The sequence below is a fragment of the Novosphingobium lindaniclasticum LE124 genome (assembly GCF_000445125.1).
GTDB lineage: Bacteria > Pseudomonadota > Alphaproteobacteria > Sphingomonadales > Sphingomonadaceae > Novosphingobium > Novosphingobium lindaniclasticum.
Window position 1 is genome coordinate 1 of sequence record NZ_ATHL01000028.1, and the last position, 22,117, is coordinate 22,117.

Consider the following 22,117-nt stretch of genomic DNA (forward strand, 5'->3'; position numbering starts at 1 on the left):
CGGGGGGCGGATCTGCCGCGTCGGGTTCGGGCGCGGGTGAGGCGGCGTCGCGGACGATCGGCTGCGAAGGAGGCTGAGCGCCGTCCGTGCCGTCGAGCTTGCGGCTTTCCTCCTCCGCCGAGACGGCGGGCGCGCCGACGCCGTATTGCGCGGAGTAGGCCCTGAAACGCGTGTCGAGACGTTCCTTCGGTGTTCCGCCCCATTTCTTCTCAAGTTCGATCAGGGCGTCCATGCCCTTCTGCTTGTCGAAGATATAGGTCAGGACATCGCGCGCGATGGGATAGGCCGCGCCGGAACCGCCGCCGTGCTCGACGACGACCGAGCAGGCATAGCGCGGGTTTTCGGTCGGCGCGAAGCAGATGAAATGGCCATGATCGCGGTGCTTCCAAAGCCCGCCCTTGCCACTGCCGACATTGAGGCCGACCACTTGCGCGGTGCCGGTCTTTCCCGCCAGCTTGATATCGGGAAACGGCAGGCGCGAATGCGGCGCGGAGCCGGGGCCGTTCGACACGTCGGACATGGCCTGGCGGACGTAGGCCAGGTGCTCGGCCGGGATCCCCAGAGAAGGGGCGACATCATGTTCGTGCCCGTGGATCAGGCGCGGCATGATTACGCGGCCGCTGGCGATTCGCGAGGCCTGGATGGCCTGTTGCAGCGGGTTGACCAGGAAGTAGCCCTGGCCGATCGTGGCGTTGACGGTGTCGAAAGTCTGCCATTCCTTGCCGTACTTCTTCAGCTTCCACGCCGGATTGGGTACGGTGCCGTAGGACTGGCCGGAGACCGGCAGAGGGAAGTCGTGCCCCAGTCCGAGGCGGCCCGCCATGGCGGCGATCGGGTCCATACCGATGCGCTGGGCGAAGTGATAGAAATAGACGTCGCAGCTCTGGTAGATGCCCTTGGCCATGTTGACCGAGCCGTGACCGCGCCGATTCCAGCAGTGGAACACACGGTTGCCGACCCGCAGGCCGCCGCCGCAAAATACCGATTCGTTCGGGTCCAGCCCGGCTTCCATGAAGGAGAGCGCCACCATCGGCTTGACCGTGGATCCTGGCGGGTAGAGCCCGCGCAGGACCTTGTTGCGCAGTGGCACATGGTCGTCATCCGAGAGCATCTTCCATTCGAGACGACCGATGCCGTCCGAAAAGCTGTTCGGATCGAAGCTGGGCATCGAGCACATCGCCAGGATGTCGCCCGTCTGGCAGTCCATCACCACGACGGCGGCCGATTCCGGGCCGATGCGGCGGGAGGCGTATTCCTGGATGCCGGCGTCGATGGTCAGCTTCAGCGTCTTGCCGGGCACGTCCTCGCGCGTGTCGAGATCGCGAACGATACGGCCCGAAGCGGTAACTTCGACCCGGCGTGCACCGGGTTTGCCGCGCAAGTCCTTCTCGTAGAACTTTTCCAGTGCATCCTTGCCGACCTTGTAGCCCGGCGTAATCAGCACGGGATCGCGGTCCTTCTCGTACTCTTCCGCCGACGCCGGGCCGACATAGCCGATCAAGTGGCCGACCGAGGGGCCGAGGGGATAGTAGCGCGAGAAACCGCGCTGGGTGACCACGCCGGGGAGGTCCGGCAGGCGGACGCTGACAGCGGCGAAAGTGTCCCAGTCCAGACCGCTGGCCACTTCCACGGGGGCGAAGCGGCGGGCGCGCTCCAGCTTGTCTTCCAGATCCTGCATCGCGATCGGCGAGAGGCTGAGCAGCTTGCCCAGAGTCTGGATGGTATGGGCCGGATCCTGAACGCGCTCCGGGATCAGGTCCACTCGGAAGTCTGCCCGATTCGAGGCGAGAGGGGTTCCGTTGCGGTCCATGATCCAGCCGCGACGCGGCGGGATCAGCGAAAGGTTGACGCGATTGCTTTCCGCCTGAAGCTCGTACTTGGCGTTCTGCGCGATCGAAAGGTATCCGAGACGCGCCGCGAGAAGAACTCCGACGCCGCCTTGGATCGATCCCACCACAATGCTGCGGCGATCGAAACTGTTGCGAAGCGTACCCGCGCTGACATGGCGCTGCGGGAAGAAACGCTTGAAGCTGATCTTCATCGCAGGACGACGATCGGCGCGAGCCGAATCCGATCGAACATGGCGACGACACGACCGACAAGCGGATAGGAAAGCACTGAGATAACGACCTGCGGCACGATGACACGGAGTGGGGACGACGCACCCGCTATGTTGGCGAGAGCGAGGCAAAGAACGATATAGGCGACGATCAGGCCCATCGCCATGAGCCATTCGGTCACGAAGTTGCGCCAGGGGAGGCGCAACTCGACGATCTCCAGCACGATCGCGGTGATCGACCAGAGCAGGACCGCACAGCCGAAGGGTTGGCCGGAGAACAGGTCGTCGAACAGGCCGAGCGGCAAGCCGGCCCAGATCGGCAAAAGACCGGGACGAAGCTGCCGCCAGCCGAGATAGAGCAGAAAGCCGAGCGGCGGCATGACCGGCGCCGAGGCGATCAGGAACCAGCCTGGCACCAGCGACGCCAGCATGATCGTCAGCCAGGGAAACGACCGCGCCACGATCCGCGACGGTGCGTGATTGATGCGTTGCCCCGACACGGAGCGGGAGGCGGGACGCTGGAACATCAGCGTTTCTTGACCGCCGCGTCGCTCGCGGGCGGCGGCGGCGGGGGAGGGGCCCAGCTTTTTTCGACCATGACGTAGTCGGTGTCCGAAGGATTGCTGAGCACGCGGGCGATGGCGCCATCGCGGATCAGATCGGTGACGATGGCCATCGGCGTCCCCGGACGGTACAGGCCGCCGGAGCCGGAGGTCACCAGGACATCCCCCTTGCGCAGGGGGTTGATGCCAAGGTTGATCAGGCGGATCCGTAAGGTGCCATCGCCGTTTCCTTGCGCGAAAGCGGCGACGCCGTCGGTGGCCCGGCGCACCGGAACGACACTTTCGCTGTCCGTCACGAGCAGCACGCGCGCACTGGACGAGCCCACTTCGAGAACCCGGCCGACCAGGCCCATCTGCGAACGGATCGGCATCCCCGGCGCGACCCCGCGGTCGCGCCCGGCGCCGAGAACGGCGTAACGCCGCGTGCTGGCACTGGTCGAGGCGGTGAGGCGGGCATAGGCGACCGCTCCGCCGGCTTCTTCCGACAGGCCCATGAGGCTCTTGAGCCGCTTGTTTTCCGCCATTGTCGCACGCGCCTCCACGAGCCGGACCTTGGCTTCCGCCAGTTCCCGCTGGATGCGCGCGTGTTCGCTTCCAGAATGGAAGAAACCGGAAATGTCGGCCCAGGCATCGCGTCCGAGATCTCGGCTGCCTGCTGCGGCTTGAGCGGCGGGTTCGGTCGCGTCATCAGCCAGGCCGCGCAGCGCGGAGAAGAATCCGGGGTTCACGAGCGAGATCACCACGAGCGCCAGCCCGACCGCAGCGCCGAGGACGCCTGCGGTATAGCTGAGGAACGTCGTGTATTGCGCTCGGCGCGAATAGCTGGAGCGCCTGTTTGCGGGCGGCGCCATGCGCCATGCACTCCTTCGTAGTGGCGGCGCGATGGTCGGCCCGATGGTCGACCTGCCGCTCGAACGTCAAAATAGCGGCGTCGATACGCCGTGCAGTGCGGGAGCGACCGGCCTTCGGCGATCGCTCCTGCAAATATCAGGCGGACATCAGCACGCCGCGGTAGACCGGGTCTTCCATCGCCCGGCCGGTGCCGAGGGCGACGCAGGACAGCGGATCTTCGGCGACGCTGACCGGCAGACCGGTTTCTTCGCGAAGGTAGTCGTCCAGGCCCTGGATCAGCGCGCCGCCGCCGGTGAGCACGATGCCCTGATCGACGATGTCGGCGGCGAGTTCCGGCGCGGTGTTCTCAAGCGCGATGCGCACGCCTTCCACGATGGCGCCGATCGGCTCGGCCAGCGCTTCGGCGACGTTCGCCTGAGAGATCGTGATCTCCTTGGGCACGCCGTTGACGAGGTCACGGCCCTTGATGTGGATGGTTTCGCCGATACCGTCTGCCGGCATGACGGCGATGCCGTAGTCCTTCTTGATGCGCTCGGCCGTGGCGTCTCCGATGAGGAGGTTGTGGTGGCGGCGGACGTAGGAGACGATCGATTCGTCCATCTTGTCCCCGCCGACGCGAACCGAGGTGGTGTAGGCGAGGCCGCGCAGCGAGAGCACGGCGACTTCGGTGGTGCCGCCGCCGATGTCGACCACCATCGAGCCCACCGGCTCGGTGACCGGCATGTCTGCGCCGATCGCCGCCGCCATCGGCTCGAGGATCAGGTAGACCTGGCTGGCGCCGGCGTTCGAAGCGGCGTCGCGGATGGCGCGGCGTTCGACCGAGGTCGAGCCCGAAGGCACGCAGATCACGATTTCCGGGTAGCGGAACAGGTTCTTCTTGCCATGCACCTTGCGGATGAAGTGCTTGATCATCTCTTCCGCGATTTCGATGTCGGCGATCACGCCGTCACGCAGGGGACGGATGGCCTCGATGTTGTCGGGCGTCTTGCCCATCATCATCTTGGCGTCGTCGCCCACGGCCTTGACCTTCTTGACGCCGTTCAGTGTCTCGATCGCTACGACCGAAGGCTCGTTCAGCACGATTCCCCGGTCCTGAACGTAGACGAGCGTGTTGGCGGTGCCGAGGTCGATCGCCATGTTCTGTGAGCCGAGTTTGAAGAATCGCGAGACGAGCGAGGCCATCAGTAATCCGTTGTCTTTCCGGGCGCTTGCCATGGGGAATCCCGATGACGCGACAGGCAGGTTGGCATGGAAGCGGTCCCCTTAGCCCATCGATTCGCGAAAGGCCAAAAATTTGTGTCGATTTCATGGGGGAATCGTGAAGAGCCCGTCTCGAATTAAATGCGTTTCATCGCTAGTGTTTGTATCCTGCCGAGATCGCGGTGCCATCCTGAGCGCCTTGCGGTCGTTCGGCCGAATCGCGGCGCCTCTCACGATCCTTGGCCTGCGCCCTACACGCTTCATGCGAGAGACCCGATGCCCACGATCCGCCGCCTCCCCGAACACCTCGTCAACCGCATCGCGGCAGGTGAAGTGGTGGAGCGGCCGGCTTCCGCACTGAAGGAACTCGTCGAGAACGCCGTCGATGCGGGCGCCACCCAAGTGACCGTGCGCCTGGCCTCGGGCGGGCTCGACCTTATCGAGGTGACAGACGACGGCTGCGGTATGGTGCCCGAACAGATCGCTCTGGCGCTGGAACGTCATGCCACGTCGAAGCTGCCGGACGAGCATATCGAACTGGTTTCGTCCCTGGGTTTTCGCGGGGAAGCCTTGCCCTCGATCGGCTCGGTGGCGCGACTGACGATCGAGAGCAGGCCGCACGATTCCGCCGAAGGATGGAAGCGTGTCGTCGATCACGGCGTCATCGCCGCCGATGCGCCCGCCGCGCTTCCGCCCGGAACCCGCGTCCGGGTGGAGGATCTTTTCGGCAAAGTGCCGGCCCGTCGCAAGTTCCTGCGTTCCGCGCGATCCGAATATGCCGCGTGCCAGGACGTGGTTCGCCGTCTGGCCATGGCAAGGCCGGACATAGGTTTCGTGCTGGAGCACGACGCCCGCCGGGTCATCGCCGTACAGCCCCGCGAGGAACTGGCGTCCCGGGTCGCGCGTCTCGTGGCGCGCGAGCTCGCCGAGGACGGTGTGCTGATCGAGGCCGAGCGGGGCACCGCGCGTCTCACCGGGGTGGCAGGGCTTCCTACGTACAATCGCGGGGTTGCCGATCACCAATACCTGTTTGTGAACGGCCGGCCTGTGAAGGACCGCTTGTTGGTCGGCGCAGTGCGCGGGGCCTATTCCGACATGCTGGCGCGCGACCGCCACGCGGTATTGGCCCTGTTTCTCGAACTTCCTCCCGAGGAAGTCGACGTCAATGTCCACCCGGCTAAGACCGAGGTGCGGTTCCGCGACCCCTCGTTCATTCGCGGCTTCCTGGTGGGCGCCCTGCGCCATGCTCTGGAGTCGTCCGGGCAAAGGAGCGCGCAGCCGGCTGCCGCAGCGGCCATGGGCATGTGGCAGGTCGAGCCGGTCGTGCCCGCGCCTGAGCCGGCACCTGCCTTGGGGTCGCTGTTCGCCCGCGAGTATTCCGCCGGCTCGCGCGGAGATTATCGCTCCATTTCGCAGGCCAGGGTGTCGGAAGCGGGCGCTGTCTGGCGATCTTATGAGGAAGAGGTCATGGCGCAGCCTTCCGGGCGCGCCGAAGCTGTGTCCGAAGAGGCGGACGAAGCGCTGCAATATCCCCTCGGCGTTGCGCGTGGGCAAGTGGCGGGGACCTACATCGTTGCCGAAGCGCAGGACGGCCTTGTCATCGTCGATCAGCACGCCGCGCACGAACGCCTTGTCCTGGAACGTCTCAAGGCCGGCGGCGCTGAGGGCGCGATGACGCGATCGCAGGCGCTGCTGCTGCCGGAAGTCGTTGAACTGGAGGAAGCGGCCTGCGACGCTCTGGAAGAAAAATCCGGCGATCTCGCGAAGTTCGGTCTGACGCTCGAAAGGTTCGGTCCAGGCGCCATGCTGGTCCGTGCGATACCGTCCGTTCTCGGCAAGTCGGATGTCCATGCCCTGGTGCGAGACATTGCCGACGATCTTGCGAAAAACGGCGACGCGCTGCTGCTGGGCGAAAAGCTCGACCTCGTACTGGCGACGATGGCTTGCCACGGCTCGGTTCGTGCTGGCCGCTCGCTTTCGGTGGCGGAAATGAACGCGCTTTTGCGTGAAATGGAGCGCACACCGCGATCCGGCCAATGCAACCATGGGCGCCCCACATGGGTTAAACTGGCTCATAACGACATCGAGAAACTGTTCGGACGAAAATGATGGAAAAACCGTTCCTTGCTTTGGCTCCTTTCCTCTTGATCTCAGCATGTGGTCGGGAGGACACCCGAAGCAAGGCAGCGGAAGACGCGCATGACATCGCCATGGTAGAGCGGATGAGCAAGGAGCCGTTCAAACCCATCCTCCCCCGTCCCATCGGTAAGGTGGACATCGCGCGCTACGGCCTCGACAAGCCCGGCTGCAGCTTCCGCAAGCCGGGCAGTGAGGATCCGATCTTCATCGCCAATGCCGAAGAGGGCTTCATGCGGATCGGCGGCGACCTCAAGCGCTACGCCGCCAAAACGGAAAGCGCGCAGTTACCCGGAAATGCGCGCTCCACTTACGTCGGCCTCGCGAGCTGGGTCGATCTCGTCAGCCTGCCGGACGACAAGGGCGGGTCGGATACGGCGCACTGGCCGGCCAAGCTGATCCTTCACGATGCTCAGGACCGCGTTGCCTTCATGTCCGAAGGCCAGGTACAATGCCGATCCTAAGCTATCGACATTAACGCTTTGTTTTAAGAACTTTTAAGAAGGTCTTGTCACTGCCGTCCCCGTCGGATGCAGGGGCGAGCCCCAGCAGGTCACGCAGGAGCGGAGCGACATCCACGTTGTCGAATGGGGAGAGCTTCGCGTTGCGGGCGAATGCAGGGCCGTTGGCGACGAACAGGGCCGCCATTTCCGGTGCGGCATTGTCGTAGCCATGGGTTCCGCCGCTCGATGGCTTTTCGGGCATTCGGGCCGCGATCTGCCAGCCTACCTCGGCAAGGCAGAAGAACGGCGGGATCCGCGCGTTGCTTCCATAATGCAGGCGTGCCGGAATTTCCTGCTTGCGCCAGCACTGCATGTGGTCGTGGGGCTTGAGCAGCGCGGCGGCGAGCGCTTCCTGGTTTCCCGCAGTGGGCGTAAGCCCGGCAAACGGGCCGCTGTCGCCGAGCGTATACAGCGAAGGATCGGCAACCCCGTCCAGCGGGATCGTTCTCTCGCTCGTTACCGCGGCCATGCCATGATCGGCCACGACGATGAGATTGGCAGGCTGGTCTAGCTCTCGCAAGCCATCCACGAGCATGCCGATGTTGCCGTCCACCTCCTGGATTGCCGCATTCGTGCGAGCATCGTCCGGGCCATGGCGGTGACCTGCGGTGTCGACTTGATCGAAATAGAGCGTCACCAGCCTTGGGCGGATGGCGGCGGGGCGGCGCAGCCAGTCCAGCACCGCATTGACGCGCTGGACCGGTGAAACGGCGCCGTTGAACTGCTGCCAGTCGCTCGGCCGAATGCCTCCGGTGACGGATTTCCAAGGACCGCTGGCCATGGTGCCGCCCCAGGCGACATTCGAGCCGGGCCAGAACATGGTCGCGGTGCGGATGCCGCTTTTCTCCGCCGTGACCCAGATCGGCTCTGCTTCGTCCCACCAATAGGGCTCGTCGCTGGCCATGGTGAACTTTTCGCCGGGGTGGGCGGGATCCTCGAAGCCATTCGACACGATACCGTTGCGGTCGGGAACCTTTCCGGTGACGATCGCCCAGTGATTGGGGAAGGTCTTGCTGGGGAACGAAGGGCGCATCGGTGCGCTGATCCCGCCCGCCGCGAGGGCCGAGAGATTGGGCGTGATCCCGCGCTCGAGGTAGTCGGCACGGAAGCCGTCGATCGAGACCAGGATCACGACTGGCGGGCCGTCGTTCTTCGCAGCGTTCTTGGCGGGCTGGGCGGTTGCGGGGCTGACAAGCAGGGCGAACAGGCCGAGCAGGGGGAGGAGAAACTTCATGCCGGCGCCTCTAGTCCCGCAATGATGACAGGTCGATGGCGCCCTACAACATTCGCGCCAGCATCCAGAGCGCCATGGCAACCATGAACAGGTTCTCGGTAAGGGAGACGAAGCCGAGCGGAACCGCCCCCGTGCCGCCAACGCAGGCGCATTTCAATTCGCGCTTCTGAATATAGACGGCGTAGAAGACAGAAACTGCACCTATGCCGCCGATCGCCAGTCCGATCGGGATCGACAGCCAAGGCAGGGCATGCGCCGTCATCAGCGCACCCGCCGACCATTCCAGAACCGGATAAGCGTAGGCATAGGGCACGAGGCGCTTGGCCAGAAGATCGTAGCCCAGGAACATCGTCGAGAATTGCTCGATATCCTGCAGCTTCAACATGGCGAGCAGCATCATCGTCATCGAGACGAACCATTCCGCACTGCGAAGTGTGAAAGGCGTCCCGAAAGCCGCCCAGCTCGCCGCCAGAGCAAGTCCGAGCCCGGTCGCGAAGACGGCGAGTACCGGGCGATAGCTTGTCGCCTTGGGGTCGTGGATCTTCAGCCCGAAATGGCTCCGCAAGTCGGAGTAGCCGCCGATCCGCTTGCCGTCGATGAACGTCTGCGGCGTCGTCGCCACGCCGTGCTGCGCCTTGAAGGCATCGACTTGTTCCCGCGTCGTCAGCCAGTGGTCCTCGACCGCGTAGCCCAGTTTCCTGAGCAGGTGTCTCGACTTGATGCCCCAAGGGCAGGCGTGTTTCTCCATGACCATGCGGTGGAGTACGGCGGTGCGGGCTGGCGTCTGTGTCATAGGCAGGGTTATACGTTCCGTACCATGGTACGGAGTCAAGCATGGCCCTGACGATTTCGGAACTTGCGCGTTCGAGCGGCGTGGGTGTGGAAACGGTGCGTTTCTATCAGCGCAAAGGCCTGCTGTTCGATCCTCGCCCGGCAGCGACCGGCGGCGCGAGAGGACAGCGCCATTACGGTGAGGGTGACGTGAAGCGGTTGCGCTTCATCCGCTCGGCCAAGGCGGCGGGCTTCATCCTCGATGAGATTGCCGAACTTATCAGCCTCGACCACACCGGAGATCGTCCGCGAGCAAGGGAGATGGCGCGCTTGCGCCTCTTGGCGCTGGATAGGGAGATCGCCCAATTGGAAACGGCCCGCCGGTCGTTGCGCCGGCTTGCCCGCGAGTGCGCGGGATCCGATGAGGGGCCGTGCCCGATCCTGGAATCGTTCGAGGATGCTTCGTCGTCCCGGACCTGATCCGGGACGACGATATGGATCAGACGTTGAACTTGAAGTGCATGACGTCACCGTCCTGCACGACGTATTCCTTGCCTTCCTGACGCAGCTTGCCGGCTTCCTTGGCGCCGGCTTCGCCGTTCAGTTCGACATAGTCGCCATAGGCGATCGTTTCGGCGCGGATGAAGCCGCGCTGCATGTCCGAGTGGATTTCACCGGCCGCATCGGGCGCCTTCGCGCCTTTGTGCACGGTCCAGGCGCGCGCTTCCTTCGGGCCGACCGTGAAGAAGGTCAGCAGGCCGAGCAGTTCGTAGCCGGCGCGGATGATGCGGGCCAGGCCGGTTTCGTGAAGGCCCATCTCTTCGAGGAACACCATGCGTTCCTCGATATCCATGCCGACCAACTCGGATTCGATTGCCGCGGACACGATGACCGCCGTGGCGCCTTCCGCCTTGGCCTTTTCGAAGACCCGCGCGGAGAAGGCATTGCCCTCGGCAGCGGCTTCTTCCTCCACGTTGCAGACATAGAGCACGGGCTTCGCCGTCAGCAGCTGCGCCTGACGGAACACGCGTTCCTCGTCATCGTCCTTGGGCTTGGTCAGGCGCGCGGGCTTGCCGTCGCGCAGCAGTTCCAGCGCCTGGCCGAGGACCGAGGCGATCACCTTGGATTCCTTGTCGCCCTGCGCCGCCTTTTTCTGGGCGGCGGGAACGCGCTTTTCCAGGCTTTCCAGGTCGGAGAGCAGCAGCTCGGTCTCGACCGTCTCGGCATCGGCGATGGGGTCGACGCGCTCGTCGACATGCTGGATGTCGTCGTTCTCGAAGCAGCGCAGCACATGGACGACTGCATCCACTTCGCGGATGTTGCCCAGGAACTGGTTGCCCAGGCCTTCACCCTTGGATGCGCCGCGCACGAGGCCCGCGATATCCACGAACGAGAGCTGGGTCGGGATGATCTTGGCCGAACCGGCGATCTCGGCCAGCTTGTCGAGCCGCGGATCGGGCACGCCGACCTGGCCGACATTGGGCTCGATCGTGCAGAACGGATAATTGGCCGCCTGTGCCGCCTGCGTCTCGGTGAGCGCATTGAACAAGGTCGACTTGCCGACATTGGGCAGGCCTACGATTCCGCAACGGAAACCCATGTGTAACTCCGGGAAGAAATGTATGGGCGGCGCCTTAGCGTCCCTGCGCGGGTATTACCAGTTGCCGCGCTCGTTTCATGGAAACTTCAGGGCTTGCCCGCTAGAACCGGGCAATGAAAGCCCTGGCCAGCCTCGTTCTCATCCTTTCAGCCTTCGCCTTGCTTTCTGCTTGCGGCGAACGCGGGCCAGCCCCGCTTGATACGGCGCATGCAGCTTTCGCCTCTCAGGATTATGAAGCAGCGCGTTTCAGCATTATGAAAACGCTGGAAACCGAACCAGGAAATCTCGACGCGCTGCAAATGCTGGCGAGGACCGAAATCGCCCTCGGCAATGCGGATGCGGCGGATCGCGCTATTTCCCGTTTCGTGGCTGCGGGTGGAAAGGGGAGGGTGCTGAACCGGCTGAAGTCCGGCGCGGTTCTCGTTCGCGGCCGTCCAAAGGACGCCATCGCGCTTGTTGTAAACGATTTCGACACCGATGCGTGGAGGCTGCGCGGCGAGGCCCATCTTGCCATGGGAGAGAAGAGCGCGGCCGCTCAGGCTTTCGAGAAAGGCATGAGCGCAGGGGACGACTTACCGCTGGCCGTCGCTTATGCGCGCTTTGCGCTTGAGAACAACGACTTGTCACTGGCGGAAAAAATTCTATCACGAATTCAGCGCTTTGCGAACCGCTCTTACAATGCGTTCGCTCTGGCCGGCGATCTGGCCTTGGCCCGCGGCGAGACCGAGAAGGCGATCGCCGCCTACCGCCGTACGATCGCTGCTTATCCCTCCCGGATAGATCCCATGCTGGCGCTCGCCGAGACTTACCGACTCCTTGGGAAGTCCGGTGAGGCCATGGCGCTTGTCGACAAGGCAGGCAAAGTAAAGCCGTCCGATCCCCGGATCGAAAATCTGCGAATCCGGCTGCTGGCGCAACAGGGCGATTGGGAAAAGATCCGCCTTTCGCTGCAAGGCCGGGAGGGTGGGCTCGAGCCGGCATCGCCGCTCGGCCTTGCTTATGGGGAGGCGCTGCTCCGGCTCGGCCAGGCCGAACAGGCGCGCGTCCTGTTCAGCCGGGCCGCACTGCTGGACCCGACTAACCCCTACTGTCGTGCGATGCTGGGTGAAGCGATGCTGGCGACGGGTGACGCAAGCGGAGCATGGAAAACGCTGGAGCCGCTGAGTGCCAGCCCGCTCGCCCCCGCAGCCTTGCTCGTTGTCGCTGAAAAGGCGGCACGGGCTTCGGGCGATCCGAAGGCCGACGCCTTGCGGGTCCGCCTCGATCCGGAGCGGATCAGGCTGACCATGGACCTGGTCGAAAAAGGGCAGACCGCTCTCGACCGGCAGAACTGGAGCGAGGCGCATTCGATCTACAGCCGGTTGCTTGCCGGAGGGGACGATGCCGAAGTCCTGGGACGTCTCGCCTGGGCATCGGCCGGTCTGGGGCGCCCTCGCGAGGCTATCGCCTATGCCGATCGCGCCTTGGCGCAGGATGCGGACAACCCTGCCTACATGCATTCGGCAGCACTGGTGAGGCTTGAACTGGGCGTCGATCTGGCGACAGCCTGGCGATTGCTGGAAGCGGCGGCCGATGCGGACCCTGGCAATGCCGACATTGCCCGCGATCTCCAGAAAGCGAAAGCCGCCGCCGGTTGAAGCACCGGCAGCGGCTCTGGGAACGCAGGCCCTGACTTTCGGGCCTGCGAAATGGCCCGATCAGTCGCGGGTCTTGCGGCGGCGCGCGTAAGCCAAGCCGAGCAGGCCGAGACCCATCATGCCCAGCATGCCGGGCTCCGGCACGGCGGTGCTGCCACCGGAACCGCCCGAGGTTCCGCCGGACGTGGTAGTGCCGCCCGAAGTGCTCGTATTTCCGCCCGAGGTCGTACCGCCCGAGGTCGTACCGCCCGAAGTCGTGGTGGTCCCGCCGGAGGTTGAGGTGTTGCCGCCCGAGCTGCTGCTGGAGCCGCAGTTCTTCTTGCCCCAGCCGCAGCCATTGTTGCCGCCGCCCCAGCCCCAGGTCGCCTGGGCAGGCGTAGCGAAGGCGAGCGTGGTGCTGGCGGCGAGGGCCAGTGCGAGCATGGACTTGCGGATCATACCTATTCCCCTGTTAGCCCGATGGGCTTGTTCCGAATGGATCGCAGGCAGATAAGCAATAGCCATGCCAAGGTCGGAAAATCGGGGATTTGGCTTCCGCGCAAGCCGCGGCAAGATTGAATTTGTAAGCTAACTCGACACTAATTGGCCGCACTTGATAGCTGATTCAGCGGATCAATCCTGCTGGCGCAGGGCAACGTCACTCATGAATCGCACGTCGTCTCCGGCGACCAGGCGGTCCGCCTCACCCGCAACGGCGCCGAGCATATCGGCCAGGGGGTCGATGTCGGCTTTGGCATAGTTGCCCAAGACATGGCCGTGTACGCGGTCCTTGTGGCCGGGATGGCCTATGCCGAGCCGCACCCGTCGAAAATCGGGGCCGAGGTGCTGGTCGATCGAACGCAGTCCGTTATGCCCGGCATGGCCGCCGCCCTGCTTCACTTTGACCTTGAACGGGGCCAGGTCGAGTTCGTCATGGAAGACGGTGAGATCCGACAATGCCAGTTTGTAGAAGCGCATGGCTTCTCCGACCGCGCGGCCGCTCTCGTTCATGAACGTGGCAGGCTTTAGCAGCAGGACCTTCTGGCTGCCGATGCGGCCTTCCTGCAGCCAGCCCTGGAATTTCTTCTGCGTTGGGCCAAAGCCATGGACTTCCGAAATGGCGTCGATCGCCATGAAGCCGACGTTGTGCCGGTTCATGGAATATTGAGGACCGGGATTACCGAGGCCGACCCAGAGCTGCATGACGGATTATCCTGTAGTATGAACGCGAAGCGGCCCCTCCTGCACACCGGCATGCCGGGGCGGGAGGGGCCGATCGTTTAACCGAAGACGACCTCTATTCGAAGAGGCCCGGAGGCGAAATTACTCGCCTTCGCCTTCCGTCTTCGCCGTGTCGCCTTCCGAGCTCTTCAGAGCCGAAGGAGCAGCGATCGTCGCGATGGTGAAGTCGCGGTCGGTGATCGCGTTCTCGACGCCGGCCGGCAGCTTCACGTGGCTGGCGTGGATCGATTCGCCCACGTCGAAGCCGGTCACGTCGATGACGATCTCATGCGGGATCTTTTCGGCGTCGCAGACCAGTTCCAGGTCGTGGCGAACGACGTTCAGCACGCCGCCACGCTTCAGGCCCGGCGAGGCGTCTTCATTGGCGAAAACCACCGGCACGTTCACGTGCACGGTCGCGCCCTTGGCGATGCGCAGGAAGTCGGCGTGAAGCGGACGGTCGGTGACGGGGTGGAAGGCAACGTCCTTCGGCTGCGTCCGGAACGTCTTGCCGCCGACTTCGACTTCGATGATCGAGTTGAAGAAGTGACCGGTTCCGAGCTGGCGGGCCAGCTCCTTTTCCTCGACGTGGATCGCGAGGGGTTCTTCATTACCACCATAGATAACGGCGGGGACGCGGCCTTCGCGACGCAGTGCACGGGAGGCTCCCTTGCCAGCCCGATCACGCGTCTCTGCCGGCAGGTTAAGCGTATCGCTCATGAGGACTTGCCTTTCAAAACTGGATAGATGTCGGATACCAGCCGCGTATCGGCCAGCACCGTCCCGTCACGCCTCCAGGGATGACCATGACGGGAAGCGCGCGCCCTTAATGCGAAATCCGCCAAAAGGCAAGTATCCGGCGCCTCGTCGGAGATTACTGAACACGCGTGACGGTATAGCCTTGCCGCGCCAGCATCGCCGGAAGGCCTTCCGGCCCCGCCATGTGCGCCGCGCCCACTGCGACGAACGGCCGCCTGCCGCTCTTGATGGCCTGGGCAATCCGCGCCGTCCAGTCGCGATTGCGGCCCACGAACAGCACTGCGCGCAGTTCGGGGTCGGCGAGCAGCCCTCTTCGGGTTTCGCGTTCGATCGCGACCATGTCCCCCTTGCGCCAGCGCGCGGCAAGATCGGCGTCCAAACGATCGGCTTCCGCGACGACGGCCGAGAGCAGATCGCGCTGCTCATGTTCGGCTAGCGAGTCGAACAGCCCAAGCTGCTTCGCTGCGCCTTCCAGTTCGACGACCGGGCGTTTGCCGGCGGCCGCTATCACGGCCCGGTCCACGCCATTGCGCGCCTGGTCCTTGTTCGCGCCGGTTTGTGCGAGGGTGAGGGCGGCGGCCCAGGTATCCATCGCTGCGAAGTCCCCGTCAGAATAGCCGCTTTTCCGAAGCAGCGTTGCAAGAGCGGGGCGCTGCTCGGCCTCAACGCGCTGGGAGAGTGGCGGCTGTCCCCGGTTTTGAGCGAGGCGGGCGAATGTGGCGGCGATGTCACTTTCATCGGCAAGATTGCCGACTTCCACCATGATTTCATTTGAATCGTCCAGAGCCTGCCGGACCTTGCCAGTCTGCCAGAGCAATGGCGTCTTGGCGCTATGGATGGTGCCGAAGAGCCACGCCATCTCTCCTCGCGGACTCTCGACATGCCAAAGCGCAGGTCTTGCCGCTTCCGGGCTGGGACTGCACGCGTGGATGACGAAAGCGACACCCGCCAGCGCCAATCGCGAGACTATTCTGCGCATCGCTCTATTGCACCCGAACCGACCGGAATCCGACTTTTGCCAGCTCATCCTGAACGCTGCCGCGTCCGGCGAGATGGCCGGCCCCCACCGCCACGAAGACGACGCCCGGCTCATCCATTCGGGCCTTCAGCCACTTGGCCCAAGCCTTGTTGCGGTCGCTGAGAAGCACCTTGCGCATCAGTTCGTCGGATTCGTCTTCGTTGAGCAATTCGGCCAGTTCCTCCGCTCGTCCTGTTTTCCAGGCTTGAACGAGCTTGGCGATGTCTTCACGTAGAGTGGGAAGTTGCTCGACCACCTCATTGAGATAATTGAGCTGGCTCTTCTCGGGTAGTCCAGCGAAAAGTCCGATCTGGTAGTCGGCTGTCTCGAGGGGATGACCTGATAGGTTACGCGCTGCCGCTTTGGCTTCGATCTGGGTTTCGATCCCGTTCGACTGATCGTAACCCGCAGCCTTCAACGGCAAGAGCGTGAGTAGAAGACCAGCGTACCAGGGTTGGAACTGATCGAAGATATTTAGCGGAAGATGCAGATCTGAAAGGGATTTCTCGAATTTTTCACGCTCCTTGGCGTTCAGGCTTTCCCGCAATGTCTTGCCGTCGCGCCGCAGTCCCTTTTCCATAAAGGCGTTCTGAAGCGTCTGCGGCGCGTTAACCGCCGTCTCGGTTACCAGCAGATCCGCAGCATCGAACGCCGCCTTTACGGGGCCGTGAAACCAGTCGGCATTTTCCGGCAGGATATGGATCGTACCGAAGAGATAAATCGTCGTGTCCTGGTCTGCGATCTTCCACAAGGCCGGGTGGTCCGGAGCCGCCGTTTCCGGACGAGCCTCCGCCATCGCCGCCGGCGCGGCCTGGGCCAAGACCGGCGGAGCAAACAGGAACAGCGGCACGAAAGCAGTAAGGCGCAGCCGCCTGGCACTGGAAAAGATCATCGGGTTTCCCTGAAACGACAGGAGCGAATGCAGCCTTAACAGCATCATTCCTGCGGGGAGATAGCGCCTGGATCGGATTTCCGGTAGCTCCCCGGCAAACATGGATTCATGACGTAAACTGGGGCTTGCGCGGTTGATTTGCGGGGTTCGATCCGCCAAAGGCCACGAAGCCAAGAGTTTTGACGGGATTTCGATGTCGACCGTAGCGCAGCAGCCGCTCAGTTTCCAGGACATGATCCTGACGCTCCATAATTTCTGGAGCGCCCAGGGCTGCCTCATTCTTCAGCCTTATGACATGCGCATGGGAGCCGGAACCTTCCACCCGGCGACGACGCTGCGCGCGCTCGGCCCCGAGCCGTGGAAGGCCGCCTATGTCCAGCCTTCGCGCCGCCCGACCGACGGCCGCTATGGCGAGAACCCGAACCGCCTCCAGCACTATTACCAGTATCAGGTGATCCTGAAGCCGAACCCGGACAACCTTCAGGAACTCTACCTTGCCAGCCTCGCCGCGATCGGCGTCGACCCGCTGGCGCACGATATCCGCTTCGTGGAAGACGACTGGGAAAGCCCGACGCTCGGCGCCTGGGGGCTGGGCTGGGAAGTCTGGTGCGACGGCATGGAAGTGACGCAGTTCACCTATTTTCAACAAGTCGGCGGGTTCGACTGCAAGCCGGTCGCCGGCGAGCTGACCTACGGCCTCGAACGCCTCGCCATGTACATTCAGGGCGTCGACCGAGTATACGACCTGCGCTTCAACAATGAAGGTGTAAGCTACGGCGACGTATTCCTCGCCAACGAGCAGCAGATGTCGAAGTACAACTTCGAGATCGCCGATACCGAGGCGCTGTTCGCAGGCTTCAAAGCTGCCGAGGCCGAATGCATGCGCTGCATAGAGGCGGAAATTCCGCTCGCCGCCTATGACCAGGCCATCGAGGCCAGCCATCTCTTCAACCTGCTTCAGGCGCGGGGCGTGATCTCCGTGCAGGAACGCGCCAGCTACATCGGCCGCGTCCGCGATCTCGCCAAGGGATCGTGCGAGGCCTGGATCGCGAAGAACAAGACCGAATGGGAAGCCAAGTTCCCGGGGTGGACCGTATGACCGACTTCCTTCTCGAACTGCGCTCGCAGGAAATTCCGGCTCGCATGCAGGCCGGCGCCCGCGCCGATCTGGAGAAGCTGTTCCGCAAGGACATGGCCGCTGCCGGCGTCACGGTGGGCGAAGTCACCGTTTGGTCGACCCCGCGCCGTCTCGCGCTGATCGCGCGCGGCCTGCCGCTCGCGACCGAAGCGGTGCACGAGGAAACCAAGGGCCCGGCCACGACTGCGCCCGAACAGGCGCTCGAAGGCTTCCTGCGCAAGACCGGCCTCACCAGGGACCAGCTCGAAGTTCGCGATCTCAAGGGCAAGGACACTTACTTCGCCGTCGTCGAGAAGCCGGGCCGTGCCGTGGCCGAAGTGCTGGGCGAGGTGATCCCGGCGATCATCCGCAACTTCCCCTGGCCTAAGTCGCAGCGCTGGGGTGCCGCTTCGATCTCGACGGAGTCGCTGCGCTGGGTGCGGCCGCTCTCGGGCATCGTCGCCATCTTCGGCGAGGATCTGGTCGAATGCGAAGTGGGCGGCATCCGCTCGTCCTACGTGACGCTTGGCCACCGTTTCCACGCACCCGGCGAGATCACCATCGGCGGCGCGCATGACTATGCCGACAAGCTGCACCTCGCTCATGTTCTTGTGAACCACGAGGAGCGCCAGGACATCGTGCGCAGCAAGGCGCGTGAAGCAGCCGCTGCGGCCGGTCTCGTGCTGGTGGAGGACGAAGGTCTGGTGATCGAGAACGCAGGCCTTACCGAATGGCCGGTGCCGCTGCTCGGCCGTTTCGAGGAGGACTTCCTGGAAGTTCCGCCCGAGACGATCCAGCTTACTGCGCGAGTCAACCAGAAGTACTTCGTTTGCGAAGACGCCGCAGGTTCCCTTGCCAACGCCTTCATCTGTACGGCGAATATTGTTGCGACGGATGGCGGTACGGCGATCGTCGACGGTAACCGCAAGGTCCTGGCGGCTCGCCTTTCGGATGCGCGTTTCTTCTGGCAGCAGGATCGCAAGACTCCGCTTTCGGATCATGCGAAGAAGCTTGCGCGCATCACCTTCCACGAGAAGCTGGGCACGCTTGCCGACAAGGTGGAGCGGGTGGCGACGCTGGCCGAATGGCTGGCCAGCGAAGGTGTCGTCCCGAACTGCGATCCCGCGCTGGCGCGTCAGGCGGCTGAGCTATGCAAAGCCGATCTCGTTACCGAGATGGTAGGGGAGTTTCCTGAACTTCAAGGGCTTATGGGCGGATATTACGCTCGCGCAGAAAGCCTGCCAGATAGCGTCGCGGATGCCATTTGCGACCATTACAAGCCGGTCGGGCAGGGTGATGAAGTACCCACCGCGCCGGTGACTGTCGCGTTGGCGCTGGCGGACAAGCTCGATACGCTCCGCAGCTTTTTCGCGATCGACGAAAAGCCGACTGGCTCGAAGGATCCCTTCGCTCTGCGCCGTGCCGCGCTTGGCATCATTCGTCTCGTCACCGACAACGGCCTGCGCTTCGGCGTGGCTGAGGGCGACCTGCTCGACTTCTTCGCGGACCGCCTCAAAGTCCAGCAGAAGGAAGCGGGCGTCCGTCACGACCTGATCGACGCGGTGTTCGCGTTGGGCGGGGAGGACGATCTCGTTCGCCTGCTCGCCCGTGTCCATGCGCTTCAAGCTTTCGTCTCGACGGACGATGGCGTGAACCTGCTGGCGGGCTACAAGCGCGCGGCCAACATCCTCAAGAAGGAAGACTGGCACGGCGTCGAGGGTGAGATTTCGCGCACCGGCGAGGAAGATCCGCTCGCCGTCGTCGACGATCCCGATCTTGCCCCGGTGATCGCCGCCAAGATGGCGGACCGTCATGCCGTCGAACAGGCGCCCGCCTACACCTGCGAGCCTTCGGAGCAGGCGCTGATCGCTGCCGTGACGGCGGCGGAGACCGAAGTGGCGCAGGCCGTTTCAGCGGAGGACTTCGCGGCGGCCATGACGGCGTTGGCCTCGCTGCGCGCACCGATCGACGCCTTCTTCGAGGATGTCACCGTGAACGACGCCGATGCCAGGAAGCGGCAGGCCCGGCTTGCGCTCCTGGATCGGTTCCGCGCGGCGGTTCACAAGGTCGCAGACTTCTCGCGCATCGAAGGCTAGTCACGGGCGCCGGCCATTCGGGAGCTGTGACATCCCGGATGGCCGATCTCGTGCGGGCGGACGCGCGGTTCTACTTCTTCCAGCCGGACAGCGTGAGGATCTCGAACCGCTCGACGGTTCGTCCATCGGTTCCGGCGGCGGCAAAAGCCTCTCGCGCCCGAGACCATGCTGCCTTGGTCAACGGCGGGGCGACATCGGCCAGCACATTGCCGGCAGCTTGAGCCCGGATATCGCCGACCAGTCGTTCGAGGCTGCGAAAGCCGACTTGAAGAGGGCGCTGATCGATCACCGGATCGGCAAAAAGCGCTCGCTGCAACAACTGGCCGCCTGCGCGTACATCGACCATCGGGTGGATGCGGGCGGCCGGCCGGTCGCCATCGGCCGCCAGCATTACATCACGCAGGACCGGCAGGCTCCCCGCCGACAGGAAGCTCGCGATCATCATGCCGCCTTGCGCTAAGGCGCTGCGAATGTGAACCAGGGCGCCGGGCAGGTCGTTGACCGTATCGAGGGTGCCCAGGCTAGCAATCAAGTCGAACCCGCCGAACGGGTAGGGCGCTTCTTCGTCAAGGCCATCCCCTGGCTCGGCCTGCGTCACTTCGATACTCCGGGCCTCCAGCGCCTGAGCGAGGGATCCCGTCCAGTCCCCGACGATCAGCGCGCGCTTGGGCTCGAAGCGCAGGAAAGAGAGGCGCTCCAGAACGTCTTCGACCATGTCGTCGAGCAGGTAACGAGGCGCGTCCGGTTGGTGCCGGGTAGCGATGGCGCGGCGGCGGGCGGCGATGCGCCGAGCGGGCGAGAAGATGCGGGGGGGAGCTTTGCTGGCCATCATGGTCCCCTGCCGATTTGTCACGCCCGGCGCAACCGCGCTTCGTGCAATCGGATTAACGCCTTGTAGCTTGCAAAGAGCCGCTCGGCCTTTACCCCTCGTCGAAGATGTCGATTTTGCGCGCTTTTGATCTCCTGGTCGATCTGCTCTTTCCCCCGCGATGCCCGCTTTGCGGGGCGGGAATCAGCGCCCACGGCGGGCTTTGCAGTGCCTGCTGGGGCGAACTGGCCATTCCCGGCGATCCGTGCTGCACCGCCTGTTCAAGGCCCTTTGCCGCGGATGTGCCTACCGGTTCCCTGTGCGCGCCCTGCATGGGCGATCCGCCCAGGCATGACGGCATCGCCGCTGCCACGCTCTACAACGATGCCTCGCGCCGCCTGGTGCTGGCCTTGAAGCACGGCAATCGCATCGCGCACGCCGGCCTCATGGGGCGGCTTATCAGTACGAAGTTGCCATTCGTGGATGAAACCTGGCTGATCGTGCCGGTGCCGCTCCATCGCTGGCGGATCTGGCGGAGGGGCTACAACCAGGCAGCGGAACTGGCGCGCGAGATATCGAGAGCGACCGGGGGGACGCTGGTGGTGGACATGCTCGACCGGCGCAAGGCCACGCGTTCGCTGGCCGGGCTGGGCAAAGTTGCCCGGCGACGGGTTCTCTCCGGCGCGATCGCGGTCCGTCCGGCGCGCAGAACGATGCTGAAAGGGGCGCGAGTCGTGCTGGTGGACGACGTCCTGACGAGCGGCGCCACCAGCGAGGTCTGCGTGTCCGCCCTGAAGCGCTCGGGAGCCGAACGCGTGGTGATCGGCTGCTTTGCCCGGGTCTTGGACGAGGCGTTGGACCATGTCCGCCCCACGCAAGCATCCCCGAGGCCGGTTTTCCCGACAGCCGGACAAGCGTGAGTGGCCGAGCCGATACATACGAAAACGCCCGAAACCGAAGGTTTCGGGCGTCCTCGTGACGAAACTGTTGAGCCCTGCATGGCAGTTCGGCGGTCCCCTGCCGGCCGCCTGGCCCGATCCCTCAAGTATTGAAACCAGACCACTCGAAAGTATTCCGGTCTTGTTCCCTGAACCGTGGCGCTTGTATCAGCGACCTGTGGGTCAGCAGCAGCCCCCCGGCTGCACATGCACAATCCTACGAAACCCAGGGGTTGAAAAGAGGTAGCGCAAAGCTACGAGGATTTTGGTGGGCGGCTGTGGTTATCGTGCAACAACAGCGTCCAATGAACATCGAGCGAAGGAAATGGTCATGTCCGAAGTGAGCAAGGTTGAACGCGAGCTGGGCACAGTCTTTCTGCCGCGCTTCGACGCGCAGGGGCTGTTGATCGCGATCGCCGTGGACACACAGACGCGCGACATTCTGATGGTGGCCTATATGGATGCCGAAGCGCTCGAGAAGACGCGCGAAACCGGGCTGGCCCATTTCCATTCCCGCTCGCGCGGCAGGTTGTGGCTGAAGGGGGAGACCTCCGGCCACTTCCTGCGCGTGGAAGAGATGCTTGTAGACTGCGACCAGGATGCTCTCGAGCTTCGCGTGCGCCCCGAAGGTCCGGCCTGTCACACCGGGGCTCGCAGCTGTTTTTATAGGAAGCTCTCCGGCGATTTGCTGATTCGAGTGGCGGAGTAAGGCGTTAGCTACCGAAACCGCGGTA

The 22,117-nt window shown here is 64.0% G+C and carries 22 protein-coding genes and 1 pseudogene; 9 read left to right on the forward strand and 14 right to left on the reverse strand.

Going from position 1 to position 22,117, the window contains the following annotated elements; genetic code table 11:
• The 4 genes from mrdA to L284_RS27940 all read right to left on the reverse strand — a co-directional run.
• The coding region (gene mrdA, locus L284_RS27925) for a penicillin-binding protein 2 (protein WP_021232575.1) at positions 1 to 2,041 on the reverse strand (2,041 nt) is incomplete at its 3' end.
• Positions 2,038 to 2,586 (reverse strand): hypothetical protein, encoded by a 549-nt coding sequence (locus L284_RS27930; RefSeq protein WP_031341470.1) that lies wholly within the window; start codon positions 2,584 to 2,586, stop codon positions 2,038 to 2,040. The genes mrdA and L284_RS27930, both read right to left, overlap by 4 nt.
• Positions 2,586 to 3,473, reverse strand: coding sequence for a rod shape-determining protein MreC (gene mreC, locus L284_RS27935; protein ID WP_021232577.1), 888 nt, complete (start codon positions 3,471 to 3,473; stop codon positions 2,586 to 2,588). The genes L284_RS27930 and mreC overlap by 1 nt, the downstream gene beginning before the upstream one ends.
• Before the next feature lie 136 nt (positions 3,474 to 3,609).
• A complete protein-coding gene (locus tag L284_RS27940) occupies positions 3,610 to 4,656 on the reverse strand; it encodes a rod shape-determining protein (RefSeq protein WP_031341471.1) in 1,047 nt (348 codons plus the stop codon).
• Positions 4,657 to 4,950: 294 nt separating this feature from the next.
• Here L284_RS27940 and mutL point away from each other — a divergent pair, with 294 nt between their 5' ends.
• A complete protein-coding gene (gene mutL, locus L284_RS27945) occupies positions 4,951 to 6,783 on the forward strand; it encodes a DNA mismatch repair endonuclease MutL (RefSeq protein WP_021232579.1) in 1,833 nt (610 codons plus the stop codon).
• Between the two features lie 113 nt (positions 6,784 to 6,896).
• Positions 6,897 to 7,274 carry a hypothetical protein gene (locus L284_RS27950; RefSeq protein ID WP_235054289.1) on the forward strand — a complete coding sequence of 126 codons (378 nt, stop codon included), beginning with the start codon at positions 6,897 to 6,899 and terminating at the stop codon, positions 7,272 to 7,274.
• Between the two features lie 10 nt (positions 7,275 to 7,284).
• Here L284_RS27950 and L284_RS27955 read toward each other — a convergent pair whose 3' ends face one another.
• Complete coding sequence (locus L284_RS27955; protein ID WP_021232581.1) at positions 7,285 to 8,547, reverse strand: alkaline phosphatase family protein; 1,263 nt, start codon at positions 8,545 to 8,547, stop codon at positions 7,285 to 7,287.
• A gap of 43 nt (positions 8,548 to 8,590) precedes the next feature.
• Complete coding sequence (locus L284_RS27960) at positions 8,591 to 9,340, reverse strand: glutaredoxin family protein (RefSeq protein WP_031341472.1); 750 nt, start codon at positions 9,338 to 9,340, stop codon at positions 8,591 to 8,593.
• Between the two features lie 41 nt (positions 9,341 to 9,381).
• On the opposite strand from L284_RS27960, the gene L284_RS27965 reads away from it, so the two are divergent.
• A complete protein-coding gene (locus L284_RS27965; RefSeq protein ID WP_021232583.1) occupies positions 9,382 to 9,798 on the forward strand; it encodes a MerR family transcriptional regulator in 417 nt (138 codons plus the stop codon).
• Positions 9,799 to 9,817: 19 nt separating this feature from the next.
• On the opposite strand, the gene ychF is transcribed toward L284_RS27965, so the two are convergent.
• Both ychF and L284_RS48485 read right to left on the reverse strand, forming a co-directional pair.
• Positions 9,818 to 10,918 carry a redox-regulated ATPase YchF gene (gene ychF, locus L284_RS27970; protein ID WP_021232584.1) on the reverse strand — a complete coding sequence of 367 codons (1,101 nt, stop codon included), beginning with the start codon at positions 10,916 to 10,918 and terminating at the stop codon, positions 9,818 to 9,820.
• A 146-nt stretch (positions 10,919 to 11,064) separates the two neighbouring features.
• Positions 11,065 to 11,424: a hypothetical protein gene (locus L284_RS48485; protein WP_200861626.1), complete on the reverse strand. Its 360-nt coding sequence runs from the start codon at positions 11,422 to 11,424 to the stop codon at positions 11,065 to 11,067.
• Between the two features lie 6 nt (positions 11,425 to 11,430).
• Here L284_RS48485 and L284_RS27975 point away from each other — a divergent pair, with 6 nt between their 5' ends.
• Positions 11,431 to 12,555, forward strand: coding sequence for a tetratricopeptide repeat protein (locus tag L284_RS27975; RefSeq protein WP_200861627.1), 1,125 nt, complete (start codon positions 11,431 to 11,433; stop codon positions 12,553 to 12,555).
• Positions 12,556 to 12,615: 60 nt separating this feature from the next.
• Here the strand turns inward: L284_RS27975 and L284_RS27980 are convergent, their stop codons facing one another.
• From L284_RS27980 to L284_RS28000, 5 genes are all read right to left on the reverse strand, one after another.
• Positions 12,616 to 12,993, reverse strand: coding sequence for a PEP-CTERM sorting domain-containing protein (locus L284_RS27980; RefSeq protein ID WP_021232586.1), 378 nt, complete (start codon positions 12,991 to 12,993; stop codon positions 12,616 to 12,618).
• Between the two features lie 174 nt (positions 12,994 to 13,167).
• Positions 13,168 to 13,737, reverse strand: a complete 570-nt coding sequence (gene pth / locus L284_RS27985) for an aminoacyl-tRNA hydrolase (RefSeq protein WP_021232587.1) — start codon at positions 13,735 to 13,737, stop codon at positions 13,168 to 13,170.
• A gap of 120 nt (positions 13,738 to 13,857) precedes the next feature.
• Entirely contained in the window at positions 13,858 to 14,475 is a 618-nt protein-coding gene (locus L284_RS27990) for a 50S ribosomal protein L25/general stress protein Ctc (RefSeq protein ID WP_021232588.1), read from the reverse strand.
• A 154-nt stretch (positions 14,476 to 14,629) separates the two neighbouring features.
• Complete coding sequence (locus tag L284_RS27995) at positions 14,630 to 15,493, reverse strand: TraB/GumN family protein (RefSeq protein ID WP_031341473.1); 864 nt, start codon at positions 15,491 to 15,493, stop codon at positions 14,630 to 14,632.
• A gap of 4 nt (positions 15,494 to 15,497) precedes the next feature.
• On the reverse strand, positions 15,498 to 16,658 hold the full coding sequence (locus L284_RS28000) for a TraB/GumN family protein (RefSeq protein ID WP_235054290.1): 1,161 nt from the start codon (positions 16,656 to 16,658) through the stop codon (positions 15,498 to 15,500).
• Here L284_RS28000 and L284_RS28005 point away from each other — a divergent pair.
• Positions 16,618 to 17,523 (forward strand): glycine--tRNA ligase subunit alpha, encoded by a 906-nt coding sequence (locus L284_RS28005; RefSeq protein ID WP_021232591.1) that lies wholly within the window; start codon positions 16,618 to 16,620, stop codon positions 17,521 to 17,523. The two genes, L284_RS28000 and L284_RS28005, sit on opposite strands and share 41 nt — an antisense overlap.
• On the forward strand, positions 17,520 to 19,637 hold the full coding sequence (gene glyS / locus L284_RS28010; RefSeq protein WP_021232592.1) for a glycine--tRNA ligase subunit beta: 2,118 nt from the start codon (positions 17,520 to 17,522) through the stop codon (positions 19,635 to 19,637). The genes L284_RS28005 and glyS overlap by 4 nt, the downstream gene beginning before the upstream one ends.
• Before the next feature lie 70 nt (positions 19,638 to 19,707).
• Here the strand turns inward: glyS and L284_RS28015 are convergent, their stop codons facing one another.
• Complete coding sequence (locus L284_RS28015; RefSeq protein ID WP_031341475.1) at positions 19,708 to 20,466, reverse strand: methyltransferase domain-containing protein; 759 nt, start codon at positions 20,464 to 20,466, stop codon at positions 19,708 to 19,710.
• Positions 20,467 to 20,573: 107 nt separating this feature from the next.
• On the opposite strand from L284_RS28015, the pseudogene L284_RS48990 reads away from it, so the two are divergent.
• From L284_RS48990 to hisI, 3 genes and pseudogenes are all read left to right on the forward strand, one after another.
• Positions 20,574 to 20,768, forward strand: a pseudogene (locus tag L284_RS48990) (double zinc ribbon domain-containing protein); the annotation flags it as partial.
• 9 nt (positions 20,769 to 20,777) lie between these two features.
• On the forward strand, positions 20,778 to 21,365 hold the full coding sequence (locus L284_RS0123690; RefSeq protein WP_021232594.1) for a ComF family protein: 588 nt from the start codon (positions 20,778 to 20,780) through the stop codon (positions 21,363 to 21,365).
• Positions 21,366 to 21,714: 349 nt separating this feature from the next.
• On the forward strand, positions 21,715 to 22,092 hold the full coding sequence (hisI, locus tag L284_RS28020; protein ID WP_031341478.1) for a phosphoribosyl-AMP cyclohydrolase: 378 nt from the start codon (positions 21,715 to 21,717) through the stop codon (positions 22,090 to 22,092).
• Positions 22,093 to 22,117 lie beyond the last annotated feature (25 nt).

Coding starts and splice junctions, on each gene's coding strand:
- L284_RS27930 (WP_031341470.1), bottom strand. CDS start 2,586: ATGTTCCAGCGTCCCGCCTCCCGCTCCGTGTCGGGGCAACGCATCAAT.
- mreC (WP_021232577.1), bottom strand. CDS start 3,473: ATGGCGCCGCCCGCAAACAGGCGCTCCAGCTATTCGCGCCGAGCGCAA.
- L284_RS27940 (WP_031341471.1), bottom strand. CDS start 4,656: ATGGCCTCGCTCGTCTCGCGATTCTTCAAACTCGGCTCACAGAACATG.
- mutL (WP_021232579.1), top strand. CDS start 4,951: ATGCCCACGATCCGCCGCCTCCCCGAACACCTCGTCAACCGCATCGCG.
- L284_RS27950 (WP_235054289.1), top strand. CDS start 6,897: ATGAGCAAGGAGCCGTTCAAACCCATCCTCCCCCGTCCCATCGGTAAG.
- L284_RS27955 (WP_021232581.1), bottom strand. CDS start 8,547: ATGAAGTTTCTCCTCCCCCTGCTCGGCCTGTTCGCCCTGCTTGTCAGC.
- L284_RS27960 (WP_031341472.1), bottom strand. CDS start 9,340: ATGACACAGACGCCAGCCCGCACCGCCGTACTCCACCGCATGGTCATG.
- L284_RS27965 (WP_021232583.1), top strand. CDS start 9,382: ATGGCCCTGACGATTTCGGAACTTGCGCGTTCGAGCGGCGTGGGTGTG.
- ychF (WP_021232584.1), bottom strand. CDS start 10,918: ATGGGTTTCCGTTGCGGAATCGTAGGCCTGCCCAATGTCGGCAAGTCG.
- L284_RS48485 (WP_200861626.1), bottom strand. CDS start 11,424: ATGGGCCTCGCCGCGCAGCCTCCACGCATCGGTGTCGAAATCGTTTAC.
- L284_RS27975 (WP_200861627.1), top strand. CDS start 11,431: ATGGGAGAGAAGAGCGCGGCCGCTCAGGCTTTCGAGAAAGGCATGAGC.
- L284_RS27980 (WP_021232586.1), bottom strand. CDS start 12,993: ATGATCCGCAAGTCCATGCTCGCACTGGCCCTCGCCGCCAGCACCACG.
- pth (WP_021232587.1), bottom strand. CDS start 13,737: ATGCAGCTCTGGGTCGGCCTCGGTAATCCCGGTCCTCAATATTCCATG.
- L284_RS27990 (WP_021232588.1), bottom strand. CDS start 14,475: ATGAGCGATACGCTTAACCTGCCGGCAGAGACGCGTGATCGGGCTGGC.
- L284_RS27995 (WP_031341473.1), bottom strand. CDS start 15,493: ATGCGCAGAATAGTCTCGCGATTGGCGCTGGCGGGTGTCGCTTTCGTC.
- L284_RS28005 (WP_021232591.1), top strand. CDS start 16,618: ATGTCGACCGTAGCGCAGCAGCCGCTCAGTTTCCAGGACATGATCCTG.
- L284_RS28000 (WP_235054290.1), bottom strand. CDS start 16,658: ATGTCCTGGAAACTGAGCGGCTGCTGCGCTACGGTCGACATCGAAATC.
- glyS (WP_021232592.1), top strand. CDS start 17,520: ATGACCGACTTCCTTCTCGAACTGCGCTCGCAGGAAATTCCGGCTCGC.
- L284_RS28015 (WP_031341475.1), bottom strand. CDS start 20,466: ATGGCCAGCAAAGCTCCCCCCCGCATCTTCTCGCCCGCTCGGCGCATC.
- L284_RS0123690 (WP_021232594.1), top strand. CDS start 20,778: ATGGGCGATCCGCCCAGGCATGACGGCATCGCCGCTGCCACGCTCTAC.
- hisI (WP_031341478.1), top strand. CDS start 21,715: ATGTCCGAAGTGAGCAAGGTTGAACGCGAGCTGGGCACAGTCTTTCTG.